The following is a 12,774-nucleotide window of genomic DNA, read 5'->3' as shown; positions in this document are numbered from 1 at the left end:
ACAAAATTGGACAAAACCGTCTTCAAAAATATATTACAAATTTTAATTATCCTAATTTTTAACAGTTTTTTAGCACAGCAGTCGCCTAAAAAATTAACGGAAACAAAGGTAGTTAATGATACCATCCCCAAAAAGGATACCATTATTGTAAAAAAAGAAGCCCTAGAGGATGTATTCGAGACTAAGGCAGACACAGAACGTAGAGATTTTCCGAAAAAGATGATTTATCTGATCAAAAATGCTCAGATAAAGTATCAGGATATGCAGGTTGATGCAGATTATATATCGATCGATGAAGCAAAAAGTACCGTTTTTGCCCGAGGTAAGCAAGATTCTTTAGGTAAAATTGTAGAGTTGGTACAAGTTACACAAGCTGGTAAAAAGTACGAAACAACAGAATTTAGCTACAATACAAAAACGAAGCAGGCAATTGCTTATAATGCAAGAACTGAGGAAAGTGAAGGGGTGATTGTTGCTCAGAAGACAAAAAAGTACAATGATTCTGTATATGTAATGCGACGTGCAGATTTTACGACAGATGATTATTTTATCAAAAAGAAAGATACCGTAGCCGATTATAAATTACGTGCATCCCATATAAAAATGGTAAAAGGTAAAAACGGTTCTTCTTTAATTACGGGTCCGGTGCAGATGTATATAGAGGAAGTTCCGACTCCGCTTGTAATGCCTTTTGCTATATTACCGTTTTCGCAAAAAAGATCCGCAGGTATTTTGATTCCTAGCTTTGGAGAAAGGGAAGATGTCGGGTTTTTCTTAAATGGAATAGGATATTATCAACCCATCGGAGAACATTTTGACCTGAAAGTTTTAGCAGATATTTATACAAAAGGAAGCTGGAATCTTCGTCCTGAAATGAATTACCTCAAAAAATACCGATATTCGGGTAACTTCTCGGCAGATATTGGGACAACTATTCGAGGGATTAAAGGTTTAGATGATTACAGCAAAACCGGAACTTACAGAATCGCGTGGAGACACAGCCAGGATGCAAAATCGAATCCATTTTTAACGTTTTCTGCATCGGTGGATGTTACCAGCCAGACGTTTTATAACAATACGGTCAATAATGCCTATATTTTGAATGAGAGTGTATTGAGGACCTCTCAGAATTCCACGCTTTCACTTACCAAAAGATTTCTAAAGCTTCCCGCTACAATTACCGGAACGGCTTCTTATTCTCAGAATTTCTCTACAGGATTAGCAGATTTAAGGTTGCCTCAAATGAATGTTGCGATTAATCAATTTTATTTATTTGGTTCAAAAACTGGGGTTAGAAGTGGTTTGTTAGAAAATATTACGGTTAATACAGGTTTAAATTTAACCAATTTTGTGAGCACTGGTGAAGGCGAACTTTTCACAAAAGCGATGTGGGATAAGATGCAGACTGGTCTTAAAAATAATATCACGATAGGAACGAATACCACAATTGCAAAATATTTTACCTTCAGTTTGGGAGCTAATATTGATAATGCTTTAACGACGAAAACACTGACAAGATTCTATGATCCGCTTCAAAACAAAGTGGTTGATCAGGTGAATAAAAAAGTAGCAGGATATTCTACTTTTTCTACCACAGCAAGTATTCAGACGCAGTTGTACGGGCAGGCTAATTTCAAAAAAGGAGCAGCAATTGAAGCGATAAGACACATGATGTCGCCAAGCATTGGTTTTACTTATTCTCCGGATTTTGGTGAGCCAGGATTTGGGTATTTCAGAAACTTTTCTGATGCCAATGGTGCGATAACGCCTTACTCAATTTTTGATGGCGGAATTGTAGGTGCACCAACTTCAGGAATGGTAGGAGCTTTAGGATTTAATATCGGGAATAATATCGAGATGAAAGTAAAATCTAAAAGCGATTCTACAGGAATTAAGAAAGTCAAACTATTTGAATCATTAAATATTACTGGTAATTATAATTTTGCTGCAAAAACTCATCCTTGGTCTATCATCTCTATCAACGGTCAGACGTCATTGTTTGATAATAAACTGAGTGTTAATACGAGTTTAACTTTAGATCCTTATAGAACAGTTTTTGCTCCGGGCGAGGAAATAGGAGTGAGAACGGAAGAGTTTGGTGCTTTCAGCGTACAGGGATTCAATGTTCAGTTATCTTATCCTTTAAGCAGCGAATTGTTTGGAGAGAAAACAGATTACGCCAAAAAATACAAACAGAAAGGGGAAATCAGAAACGAAAACTATTATTTTGATGATGATAATTATGCCCATTTTGATCAGGCGTGGACGCTGAATGTCAATGCCAACTACGCATATTCTAAAACAACCGCAAGAACTCCAAACAGAATCGCTTCTGTAGGATTAGACGGAAGTATTAAACTAACTCCATTCTGGAATATTACAGGAAGTACTCACTACGATATGGTGACCAGAGAGTTGGCGTACACCAGAATTGGTTTCTCAAGAGATCAGCGAAGTTTCACCATCAATTTTAACTGGGTACCTTTCGGACAATATAAAGTATATGACTTTTTTATCGGAATTAAAGCCAATATCCTAAGCGATGCATTGAAGTACAAAGACCGTAGCTTTACATCGCCAAATCCACCTTTCTAATCGATATTTTTATTTAATTTTAAATTTTATATTTGCATCCGAAATAAATTTTGTCAAAATCGGCATGATTTTCACTTGTAGTGAAGATAGTGCGATATACATAATAAAATAATATATCTACTTATGAAAAAAATAGTATCTACTGTAAATGCTCCTGCAGCTATCGGGCCTTATTCTCAAGCTAATTTTGCAAACGGAGTTTTATACATCTCAGGACAAATTCCGGTTGATCCGGCTACTGGCAAATTGGTAGAAGGAATAGAAAAAGAAACGCATCAGGTAATGAAAAACCTTGAGGCTATTCTTACTGAAGCTGGGATGACTTTCAAAAATGTTGTTAAGGCAAGTATTTTTCTTAAAAGCATGGATGATTTTGCAGTGATGAATGATATTTATGCTTCTTACTTAGATGCAGAAAGCTATCCGGCAAGAGAGACTGTACAGGTTTCTTGTCTGCCAAAAAATGTTGATATTGAAATTTCTATGATTGCACATCAGGATTAATGAGTTTTATCAGAAATACATTTGCTGTTTTAGTGGGTCTTGTTATTGCAGGGCTTATCATCACGCTGGGCATAAGAGCTTTCCCGAAATGGGTGACTTTTGAAGCTTTTGCGCCTTTCGAGCACTGGCAAAGATTTTTGGAAAGCATGAAAAATAATGATGCATTTTTCGGTTTTCTTCTTTTTATTTCAGGATTGGGAAGTACAGTTGGTGGAGTTGCTACAGCTATTATTGTTAAATATGCTAAGGTGGCTTATGCGATTTTAATTGGTTTCATCATGTTGTTTATAGCAATGCTTGATGTTATTGTTTTTCCTTATCACCCAACTTTTTATAAAATCTCAATTTTCCTCATCTTTTTTCCGTTTGCCTGGATGGGAGGGAAAATTGTAGAAATCATTTATGAAAGAAAAAAGAAAAAACGAATCGCCGATAAAATGAATAATCGATAGATTTTTAAAACATAAAAAACGCTGCAGTAATTAAACCGCAGCGTTTTTCTTTTGCTCTGAATTTCTACTAAGGCATTTTAAATCCTTTTGTATAAATTCTTCCAAAGTTATCTACAAATTTCACTTGTACATTACCTTGATATTTATCTAAAATCTTCTCTACATCTTTCTGAGAATTGACTGGCTTCCCGTTGATTTCAATGATGATATAATCGTCAACGACGCCTATTTTAGCCATTTCGCTTCCTTCAGATACATTCTTGCTGACAACACCACTATTTAATCCGTATTCAGTTTTAAATCTTTCATTTAGCGGTTCAAATTCTGCTCCTATTTTTTCAGTAACACTCAAGTCAGCTTTTGATCTTGCGGTAGTTCCTCCATTTTGATCTTTTAAAGTTACGGTTGCTGTATTTTCTTTTCCATTTCTAAGGTAAGTTACCAAAACTTTATCGCCAGGTCTCTTGCTGCCAATTGAGATAGATAAGTCTGCGAAATCTGTGATTGGCATATCATCAACCTTTACGATAACGTCACCTACTTTTAGTCCGGCATCTTGAGCTCCGCTTTTTTCAGGGAAGGCTCTCAAGAAAACTCCTGAACCCACTTTAAGGTTTGCTTTTTCAGTTTTATTATAATTGGTAACTTGATTTTGGTCTGAAAGATCCAATGACATTACCCCTAAGAAACCTCTCTGTACGATTCCGAATTTTTTGATGTCTTCAACAACTTTTCTTGCCAAATTTGCAGGAACTGCAAAACCGTAACCCTGGTAGTATCCTGTGGTAGAAGAAATCGCTGAGTTAATTCCAATTAAATCACCATTTACATTTACTAATGCACCTCCGGAGTTTCCTGGGTTAATAGCCGCATCGGTTTGTATAAAACTTTCGATAGGGTTTGTTGCTTTTCCTTGTCCACCCAAAATTCCGATTCCTCTTCCTTTTGCAGAGATAATTCCGGCAGTCACCGTAGAATTTAAACCTAATGGATTACCTACGGCTAAAACCCACTGTCCGACATCAATATTATCCGAATTAGCAAAATTCAAGAACGGAAGACCTTTCTCTTCAATTTTCAATAAAGAAATATCCGTATTGGGATCTGTTCCTACTAAAGTTGCGATGTAAGATTTTTTATTGCTTAAAACAACTTCAAGCTTATTAGCTCCGGCCACAACGTGATTGTTGGAGATAATGTATCCATCTGCAGAGATAATAACGCCAGAACCCATACCTGAAGGCATATTATCAGGCGCTTGCTGTTGCTGCTGTTGTTTCTGTCTTTGCTGACCTCTTCCTCCAAACGGATCACCGAAGAAATAATCGAATAAATCTTGTTCAGACGCTCGGCTTGTACTTCTTGATTGGTAATTTTTGATAGTTACCACCGCCGGAACTGTCGTTTTGGCAGCCTTTACAAAATCATCACCTACAGCTCCGGTATTCATACCGACAAAAGAGGCATTCTTTGATGAGGTAAAGTAAGATTGGTCAGTATTATTAGAATCATGACCTAAGTATTGTTGTACGCCAACGGTAGTAGCTCCTGAGATAACCCCTACAACGGCAAACGGTAAAAGTTTTTTTAAAGTACTCTTCATTGTATATCTTCTTTGTTTAAAATTATTTGTATTAGTGAATGTAAATTTAATGCTTAATTAGTATGCAATATGTATGCTGTGTTACTGTTTTAACTAAAATTTAACGACTATTGTGTCATTTTATACATTAAATCATAATTGTTAAAATATTTATTAACAAAGCTTAAGATTTTATTAAAGAAAAAGTGACATTTTTACATGATATAGAATCTGTTTTTGCATTTTAGTCATACCGTCGGAATTTCATATATTTGCAAAAATTTTTCTCACTTAAAACGTTTATAGCATGCAACTGTATAACACCTTAAGCGCAGAAGAAAGAGCTCAACTTATTGATGAAGCCGGTAAGCAACGCCTTACTTTGTCTTTCTATGCGTACGCCAAAATTGAAGATCCCAAAAAATTTCGCGATGACTTATTTATAGCCTGGAATGCACTTGATGCACTTGGCCGTATTTATGTTGCCCATGAAGGAATTAATGCCCAAATGAGTATTCCTGCTGATCATCTGGAACAACTTCGTGATACGCTGGAAGCTTATGATTTTATGAAAGGAATCCGATTAAATGTGGCGGTGGAGCAGGATGACCATTCTTTTTTAAAACTGACAATAAAAGTTAGAAATAAAATTGTTGCCGACGGTCTGAATGACGAAACTTTTGATGTAACCAATAAAGGTATTCACTTAAAAGCGCAGGAATTTAATAATTTATTAGAAGATCCAAATACAATTGTCGTTGATTTTAGAAATCATTACGAAAGTGAGGTTGGTCATTTCGAAGGCGCAATCACTCCTGATGTTGAAACTTTCAGAGAAAGCTTACCCATTATCAACGAGCAGCTACAGGATTTTAAAGAAGATAAAAACCTTTTAATGTATTGCACAGGAGGAATCCGTTGCGAAAAAGCAAGTGCTTACTTTAAACATCAGGGTTTTAAAAATGTATTCCAGTTGGAAGGCGGAATTATAGAGTATGCACGTCAGGTAAAGGAAGACGGTGTTGAAAGTAAATTCTTAGGAAAAAACTTTGTATTCGACCATCGCTTAGGTGAAAGAATTACAGATGATATTATTTCACAATGCCACCAATGTGGTAAACCTTGTGACAACCATACCAATTGTTCTAATGATGCTTGTCATTTATTGTTCATTCAATGTGATGACTGCAAAGCGGCGATGGAAAACTGCTGCTCAACTGAATGCCTAGAAATAACGCATTTGCCTGCAGCTGAACAATTAAGATTAAGAAAAGGATTACAAGTCGGAAATAAAGTATTCAGAAAAGGAAAATCTGATTCTTTAACCTTTAAAAACTCAGGGGATTTACCAGATAAACCTTTGGCAAAAGCAGAAACAAAGAATATCCGTCAAAAAATTGCCATTAAAAAATCATTGATTGGTAAGGCTGAACATTATTATACAAAATCAAAAATTGCACAGTTTTTAATTGAACAAAACGAACTTTCAGTTGGTGATAAAGTTTTGATTTCAGGACCTACAACCGGTGAACAGGAAGTTACAATCACTGAAATTTTCGTTGATGGAAATTCTTGTGAAACTGCAAAAACAGGAGATCAGATTACTTTCGAACTTCCTTTCAGAGTTCGTTTGTCTGATAAAATATATAAAATTTTAGGATAATAATCTTAGATTGATGATATACAAGTTGCATTCTTTGGAGTGCAACTTTTTTTTGTGAATCATTACAGTATTTTGGAAACTCTCTTACAGTTTTATCGATTCAACGCTATTTTTTATAAATTTGAGAATGAAAAAGTCAGAAATCAGAAAATTATATCTTGAGAAAAGAAAAGGAATGTCGCAAGATGAGGTTGTTTCGTTGTCTGAGAAAATTTTCGAGAATTTCGTCAATTATTTTAAACCGATTTCGGAACAGAAAATTCATATTTTTATTCCGATTGAAAAATTTAATGAAATCCGAACTGAAAGTTTCATTCAATATTTTTTAAGCCGAAATATTCAGGTTTTTGTCCCAAAAATTGTTGATACTAAATTGATTTCTGTTGAGATTTTCAATGAAACAAAATTTGAAATAAATAATTGGGGAATTTCTGAGCCTGTCTCAAATCAAGATTCAGGAATTTATGATTTTGATTTTATCATTACTCCGCTTTTATATTGTGACAGTAAAGGCAATAGAGTAGGCTATGGTAAAGGTTTTTATGATGAATTTTTTGAAAGCGTTTCCAAAGATTCAAAAAAAATCGGAGTCAATTATTTTGACCCCGATGATATAGTTGATGATGTCTGGGAAAATGATATTCCCTTAGATTACCTGGTAACTCCTAAAGAAGTACTATCTTTTTTAAAAGGGTTCTGATAGAAATTAACAAAGTAAAACTGAAATTCTTTTTTAAATTTCTTAGGCTTTGAAATCAAGGTATATTGAGCATTTTTCTCAAATGTGCCGATTGATTTGTTTTTGCTATCGAAATATTCGACATTAAATTTAGCTAAATCTAAGGTATCCTGATTCTGAATTTCTTTATAGACCTTCAAATTATTTACTTTCACAGATTTTACTTTAAGACTTTCAAGCTCTTTGAATAATGGCTTAAATGTAAGGCTGTCCGGTTTGTGGAAATATCCCTGCATTTGAGAATAAATGGTCGTGTCAATCTCCGTATTTCTGCTTCCTGACAAATATAAAGTAGTGAGCTCTAATAATTGCTCTACTTTTAGGGTTGTAATTCCGTTGATGACCTGTACGCTATCCATCTGCACGGCAGGATAGGTCTTCTGATTGCTGCTGTTTCTTAATTTTTCTAGGTCGCTGATAGTCTGTTCCTCTTTTTTACACGATGTCAAAGCGAGCATCATTAATGCAAAAATCCAAAGTTTATTGATTATTTTCATTGGTTGAGATTTTAAATTTAATGGAAATTATTTTGCCCTTTTTGTCCTTTTTCATTTCAATAACCGAAAGGTTTTTCAGGGAGGTTGTAGGTGTTGTAACTAAAGTAATGTATTTCTGCTTATCTAAAGTTTCAATTCCATAAATTTCATTATCATAAACTTGAGAAATAACAGCGTCGTTGCTGATACGGTTTTCTAATTGACGTCTTTTAGTGGTGATTTGCTCCGATGGGTTTCCCGAGACATCTTTCGTTGAGTAATAAAATACCGCCATCTTATAGTCATCTGGTTTTAGAGCAATCGTTTCTTCATCTGAAGCATTTTCCAGATTTCTGTTGATTTCCAGATTTTCATATACTGTAGAACTTATTTGCATCCTTAAGTTCTTATCTTTCGTAGGATAATGAAAGCATTCTCCGGGTTTTAATCTGAAATAAACGGGTGATTCGTTTTGTTTAATCACTTTTATTTCGATATTACTTTGTACTTTTTGATTTCTGTCAGCATCCGTAAAACAATAAGTGTAAGTTTTCTCAAATAATTCATCTTTAAAACCTAAAAGTCCCAATAAGATTACAAAAATTGATGTTGCGGTAATCCAAGCTATTCTTTGATGGTTCTTTTTTATTGGTTTTGCTTCTGTTTTATCAGGAGAATTTTCAATTGCTGTTTTTTGTTCAATGATTTGATTTTCAGTATCGTTTTTTTGTAAAACAGTGTTTTCAGGTGCTTTAAATTCAATTATTTTAGGTTGATAATCAGTTTTCGGAAGATTTAATGCGCTTGAAACTGTTTTTTCTAATTCCCTGCGCTCATCATCTTCCAAATCTTTCTCATCCTGTAGCAATTCACCGGCAAAAAGATGTTGTTTTTTAAAATCAAACCATGAAGTGTAACCTGCATAAACACTGAGTAAAGTAAGCATGTCGATACGAGGTAATTTGGTAACCGGAGTATTTTTAAAATAAGTATAAAAAGACTTCTCGCTAATGTTACCTTTAGCCTTTTTTCGGAGATCTTCCTGAAAATATATGATGTCTATCCCTTTCCATTTTGATATATCATCATAGGAAGGAGTGTATTCTTTCAAATATTGAGCCTGTACGTCCTTTTTCAGCTGCTCAAAGTGTAGTAAATCTAAATCAGTCAATTTTTTAATAAAGTATTAATGTATTGATTTTCAGTATTATTTATTTGTAAAACTGTTTTACAAAGGTATTACAATTATTTTTCATAAACAAATTTCATATCTGCTCTACCTTTGTCTTGTTCAAATATCCGAACAGAGAAAAAGATTTAAAAAACAATATTAACAAATTAAATTTAATTTATTATGAAAAAGTCATTATTCGTAGCTGCTATTGCTGCAATCTCTTTAGTTGCTTGTAAGAAAGGTGAAGCTACAACTACAGCTACAGATTCTTTAGAGAACAAAGGTGATTCAGCTATTCAAAACATCGATTCTACAGCTAACGCTGCTATCGATACAATCAACAAAAAAGCTGATTCAGCTACTACTGCTGTTGAGAAAAAAGTTGATTCTGCTAAAGTTGCTAAGTAATTAGTAGTTACAAAAGAATAAAAGAACCGTTTCGCCTAGCGAAGCGGTTTTTTTATGTCTTATAATGACGAATCGCAAAGTAGTCTTTACACTATTGAATTTTAATTAAATCAAAGAATGTGAAAACGCTACTTTAATCAATTTTAATTTTTCTTTTGTTTCAAAGTTTCATAGCAGGTAATTGCTACGGCATTACTCAAGTTTAGAGAATCAATACTTCCTGACATAGGAATTAATGTATTCTTACCTTTTCCAAACCAGAACTCACTTAGTCCTGAATGCTCGGTTCCAAATAGAACAGCAGATCTTTTCGTAAAATCACGTTTATATAAATCCTCAGAAGTTTCATCCATAATGGTTGTGTAGATGTTGAAATTATTTTCCTTAAGAAATTCTAAGGTTTCCTGATTTTCAGCCTGAAAAACTTCCATTCCAAACAAACATCCCACGCTGGAACGGATTACATTCGGGTTGTAGAAATCTGTTTTTGCATCAGCAATAATCAAAGCATCAATTCCGAAAGCTTCGCAGCTTCTCAGAATGGCTCCCAAATTCCCTGGTTTTTCAACGCCTTCAACAATGATTACGGTTGAGTTTTCTTTAGGTTTAAAAGTATTCAATGCAGCTTCTTTTGCTTTATAAATCCCAATAATTCCTTCAGAACTTCCTCTGTAGGCTATTTTTTCATAGACTTTTTCAGAAACGTAATAGATTTTCTCTTTCGGAAGTTCTCCTTTGAAAATACTTTCACAAACAAAGAATTCTTCAGCTTCAAAATGATATTTCTGAGCTCTTTCGTTTTCCTGCTGTCCTTCCACAACAAAAACACCCGATTTTTTTCGGAAACGGTTATCCGTTAAAAGTTTTGTGATGTTTTTTACTTTTTCGTTCTGAAAACTTTCGATAATCATGATTGATGGTTGATAAATGATAGTTGATGCAAAAATAATTTTTAAAAATCATTTAACCATCATAAATCCTCATTTATACCATTAATCAGACTTTGTGGAAGCTCTTTTTTGTTTTTAATTCCTAGAGATTTCAGCTTTTGAGTTTGCGAAATTAAGTTGTCATTACCGGTAGATAATTGCTTAAAAGCATCATTGTAAACATTTTTTGCCTGATCAATATTTTTCCCGACTTTCTCGAGATTTTCTATGAAACCTGCAAATTTATCATATAATTTAGCCCCTCTTTCTGCAATTTCCATAGAATTTCTGTTCTGATATTCTCTTTTCCAGAGATCGGCAATCAATTTCAGAGAAGTAATCAGATTGCTCGGATTAAGAAGTAGAATTCTTTTCTCATAAGCGAAATTCCAAAGGTTTTGATCTGCCTGCATGGCGGCAATGTAAGCCGGCTCGCTTGGAATAAACATCATCACAAAGTCCAATGATTTTCCGTAATCATCGTAAGCTTTCTGGCTCAATTGGCTGATATGAGTTTTAATAGAAGACAAATGTTGATTGACTTTTATTTTGTGAATATCTGAATCTGTTTCATCAACCAATTCTGTAAAAGCGGTCAGGGAAACTTTAGAATCGATAATCACATTTCTTTCGTCTGGATATTTTACAACAGCATCCGGACGCATTTTTTTACCCGAAAATTCTGAAAATAAAGCTTTATTATCTTCATCTTTAAGTTCATGTTCCAGAAAATATTCTCTTCCTTTTACCAAACCTGATTTTTCTAAAATACTTTCTAAAATCATTTCACCCCAATTTCCCTGAGTTTTGCTTTCGCCTTTCAATGCTCTGGTTAGTTTTTTAGCGTCTTCGGAGATTTGTTGATTCAGTAAGGATAATTCTTTTACTTTTTCGCCCAAAGAAAAGCGCTCTTTGTTTTCCTTTTCATAAACTTCATTCACCTTATTTTTTAAATCAGTAATTCTTTCCTGAAAAGGATCAAGTATGTTTTTTAAATTGGTTTGATTTAAATTGGTGAATTTTTCTGTTTTTTCTTCTAAGATTTTGTTGGCTAAATTTTCAAACTGCAGTTTTCCTTCTTCCTGAATTCTTTTTGTTTCTTGTTTTTGAGCTTTCAAAAAAGTGTTTTCAGCAGCAACTTTTGCAAATTCGGCCTTTAAATCATTTAAAAGATCTGATTGCTGAAGATTGGCTTCTTTTTCACTTTTAATAATTAGTTCTAAATCCTGAATTTTGAATTTAGAGTTTTCTAAATCTGCATTAGACTTAATATTTAAATGATTCAGTTCATCATAAGATTTTCTTGAAATCATTGAAGACTTTAGATAAAAATAAATTAGCACTGAACCTAAAATTCCTCCAATAAAACAACCGATGATGAGATAAGTGATTTCCATTTTTCAAAATTACAAAACAATGAATTATTTTTTTTTATGGTTAACAGTAATCTTACTGTAATTATATGGTTTTAGTTTTCTCTAAAATTTCAATATTTTTCACAACATCATGGCTTTCACATTTCTTCAATTCTTTGGCTAAAGTCGAAGAAAGCAATTTGGGATTTAAAATCTGTGAAGCAACTTTTGCTGCGGCATAATCTACGATATTGATTACAGATTCTTTCAAGAAATTTGGTGTGTTTGAAGCAATCACGGCGGTCGTCCACGAAGTTTCTCTCGCTTTAGAGATCGCAAAATCTAAAATTACATTGTCTTTTCCGTTAGAAAGTTTGTCGATAAGATTGATTGGATAACAGATTTTATTTAACGAATCCTGAACATTTTGATTAATCGATGCAATAACAGAATTGATGTTTTCAAAATCTTTTTTCAAAGGATTTATTTTACGGTAAGGCATCACCGAAGCTGCAGAAATTCCCAAATCTAAATTAATGTGCGCATTCATCCCAAGAAAAATATGCTGAAGAATCAAAAGGTCTTTATTTTTTGTCGCCTCAAAAGCGAGATACCAAGCGTTTGTGCATTTTTTCCCTTTACTATAATTATCCCAAGCTTCAAGATATCTGTTAGCAAAAGCGAGATCCAATAGAACCATTCTTGGATTGTCTTCAAATTTTTTCTGCCGAATTCCTTTCAAAACCTGAGCGGTCATTATTCTGTAAGTACAAGCAAAATAGCCGATAGGACTCTGGTTTGCTTTACTCCAAATGATAATTTCATCTAATTTTTTCAGAACTTCTTCGATAGTTTTCATGGTGGTTTAGTTTTACTTAAAGATAAGAAAACCTTTCA

The 12,774-nt window shown here is 33.8% G+C and carries 12 protein-coding genes; 6 read left to right on the top strand and 6 right to left on the bottom strand.

Annotation, left to right across the window (positions count from 1 at the left end; genetic code table 11):
• Nucleotides 1–6 precede the first annotated feature (6 nt).
• The 3 genes from MQX03_RS12040 (at nt 7) to MQX03_RS12030 (ending at nt 3,551) form a co-directional block, all read left to right on the top strand.
• A complete protein-coding gene (locus MQX03_RS12040; protein WP_242803391.1) occupies nt 7–2,595 on the top strand; it encodes a putative LPS assembly protein LptD in 2,589 nt (862 codons plus the stop codon).
• A gap of 123 nt (nt 2,596–2,718) precedes the next feature.
• Nucleotides 2,719–3,099, top strand: a complete 381-nt coding sequence (locus tag MQX03_RS12035) for a RidA family protein (protein ID WP_129535133.1) — start codon at nt 2,719–2,721, stop codon at nt 3,097–3,099.
• The gene (locus tag MQX03_RS12030) at nt 3,099–3,551 is read left to right on the top strand and encodes a hypothetical protein (RefSeq protein WP_129535132.1); all 453 of its coding nucleotides are present in this window, start codon (nt 3,099–3,101) and stop codon (nt 3,549–3,551) included. The genes MQX03_RS12035 and MQX03_RS12030 overlap by 1 nt, the downstream gene beginning before the upstream one ends.
• 67 nt (nt 3,552–3,618) lie before the next feature.
• On the opposite strand, the gene MQX03_RS12025 is transcribed toward MQX03_RS12030, so the two are convergent.
• Nucleotides 3,619–5,154 carry a trypsin-like peptidase domain-containing protein gene (locus MQX03_RS12025; RefSeq protein ID WP_242803390.1) on the bottom strand — a complete coding sequence of 512 codons (1,536 nt, stop codon included), beginning with the start codon at nt 5,152–5,154 and terminating at the stop codon, nt 3,619–3,621.
• 286 nt (nt 5,155–5,440) lie between these two features.
• On the opposite strand from MQX03_RS12025, the gene trhO reads away from it, so the two are divergent.
• Entirely contained in the window at nt 5,441–6,796 is a 1,356-nt protein-coding gene (gene trhO / locus MQX03_RS12020) for an oxygen-dependent tRNA uridine(34) hydroxylase TrhO (protein WP_242803389.1), read from the top strand.
• A 127-nt stretch (nt 6,797–6,923) separates the two neighbouring features.
• The gene (locus MQX03_RS12015) at nt 6,924–7,496 is read left to right on the top strand and encodes a 5-formyltetrahydrofolate cyclo-ligase (protein WP_242803388.1); all 573 of its coding nucleotides are present in this window, start codon (nt 6,924–6,926) and stop codon (nt 7,494–7,496) included.
• On the opposite strand, the gene MQX03_RS12010 is transcribed toward MQX03_RS12015, so the two are convergent.
• Both MQX03_RS12010 and MQX03_RS12005 read right to left on the bottom strand, forming a co-directional pair.
• Nucleotides 7,448–8,032, bottom strand: a complete 585-nt coding sequence (locus MQX03_RS12010; protein WP_242803387.1) for a hypothetical protein — start codon at nt 8,030–8,032, stop codon at nt 7,448–7,450. The two genes, MQX03_RS12015 and MQX03_RS12010, sit on opposite strands and share 49 nt — an antisense overlap.
• Nucleotides 8,016–9,182 carry a hypothetical protein gene (locus MQX03_RS12005; RefSeq protein WP_242803386.1) on the bottom strand — a complete coding sequence of 389 codons (1,167 nt, stop codon included), beginning with the start codon at nt 9,180–9,182 and terminating at the stop codon, nt 8,016–8,018. The genes MQX03_RS12010 and MQX03_RS12005 overlap by 17 nt, the downstream gene beginning before the upstream one ends.
• A gap of 183 nt (nt 9,183–9,365) precedes the next feature.
• Here MQX03_RS12005 and MQX03_RS12000 point away from each other — a divergent pair, with 183 nt between their 5' ends.
• The gene (locus MQX03_RS12000; protein WP_129535128.1) at nt 9,366–9,593 is read left to right on the top strand and encodes a hypothetical protein; all 228 of its coding nucleotides are present in this window, start codon (nt 9,366–9,368) and stop codon (nt 9,591–9,593) included.
• A 143-nt stretch (nt 9,594–9,736) separates the two neighbouring features.
• Here MQX03_RS12000 and MQX03_RS11995 read toward each other — a convergent pair whose 3' ends face one another.
• The 3 genes from MQX03_RS11995 to MQX03_RS11985 form a co-directional block, all read right to left on the bottom strand.
• The gene (locus tag MQX03_RS11995; RefSeq protein WP_242803385.1) at nt 9,737–10,504 is read right to left on the bottom strand and encodes a TrmH family RNA methyltransferase; all 768 of its coding nucleotides are present in this window, start codon (nt 10,502–10,504) and stop codon (nt 9,737–9,739) included.
• A 59-nt stretch (nt 10,505–10,563) separates the two neighbouring features.
• Nucleotides 10,564–11,919 (bottom strand): DNA recombination protein RmuC, encoded by a 1,356-nt coding sequence (gene rmuC / locus MQX03_RS11990; RefSeq protein ID WP_242803384.1) that lies wholly within the window; start codon nt 11,917–11,919, stop codon nt 10,564–10,566.
• A 61-nt stretch (nt 11,920–11,980) separates the two neighbouring features.
• Complete coding sequence (locus tag MQX03_RS11985; protein WP_242803382.1) at nt 11,981–12,736, bottom strand: DUF5995 family protein; 756 nt, start codon at nt 12,734–12,736, stop codon at nt 11,981–11,983.
• Nucleotides 12,737–12,774: the final 38 nt, after the last annotated feature.

The sequence above is a fragment of the Chryseobacterium aahli genome, assembly GCF_022699665.1.
Classification (GTDB): Bacteria; Bacteroidota; Bacteroidia; order Flavobacteriales; family Weeksellaceae; genus Chryseobacterium; species Chryseobacterium aahli.
The sequence above is the reverse complement of the archived record's forward strand: the minus strand, read 5'-3'. Positions and strand labels throughout refer to the sequence as shown.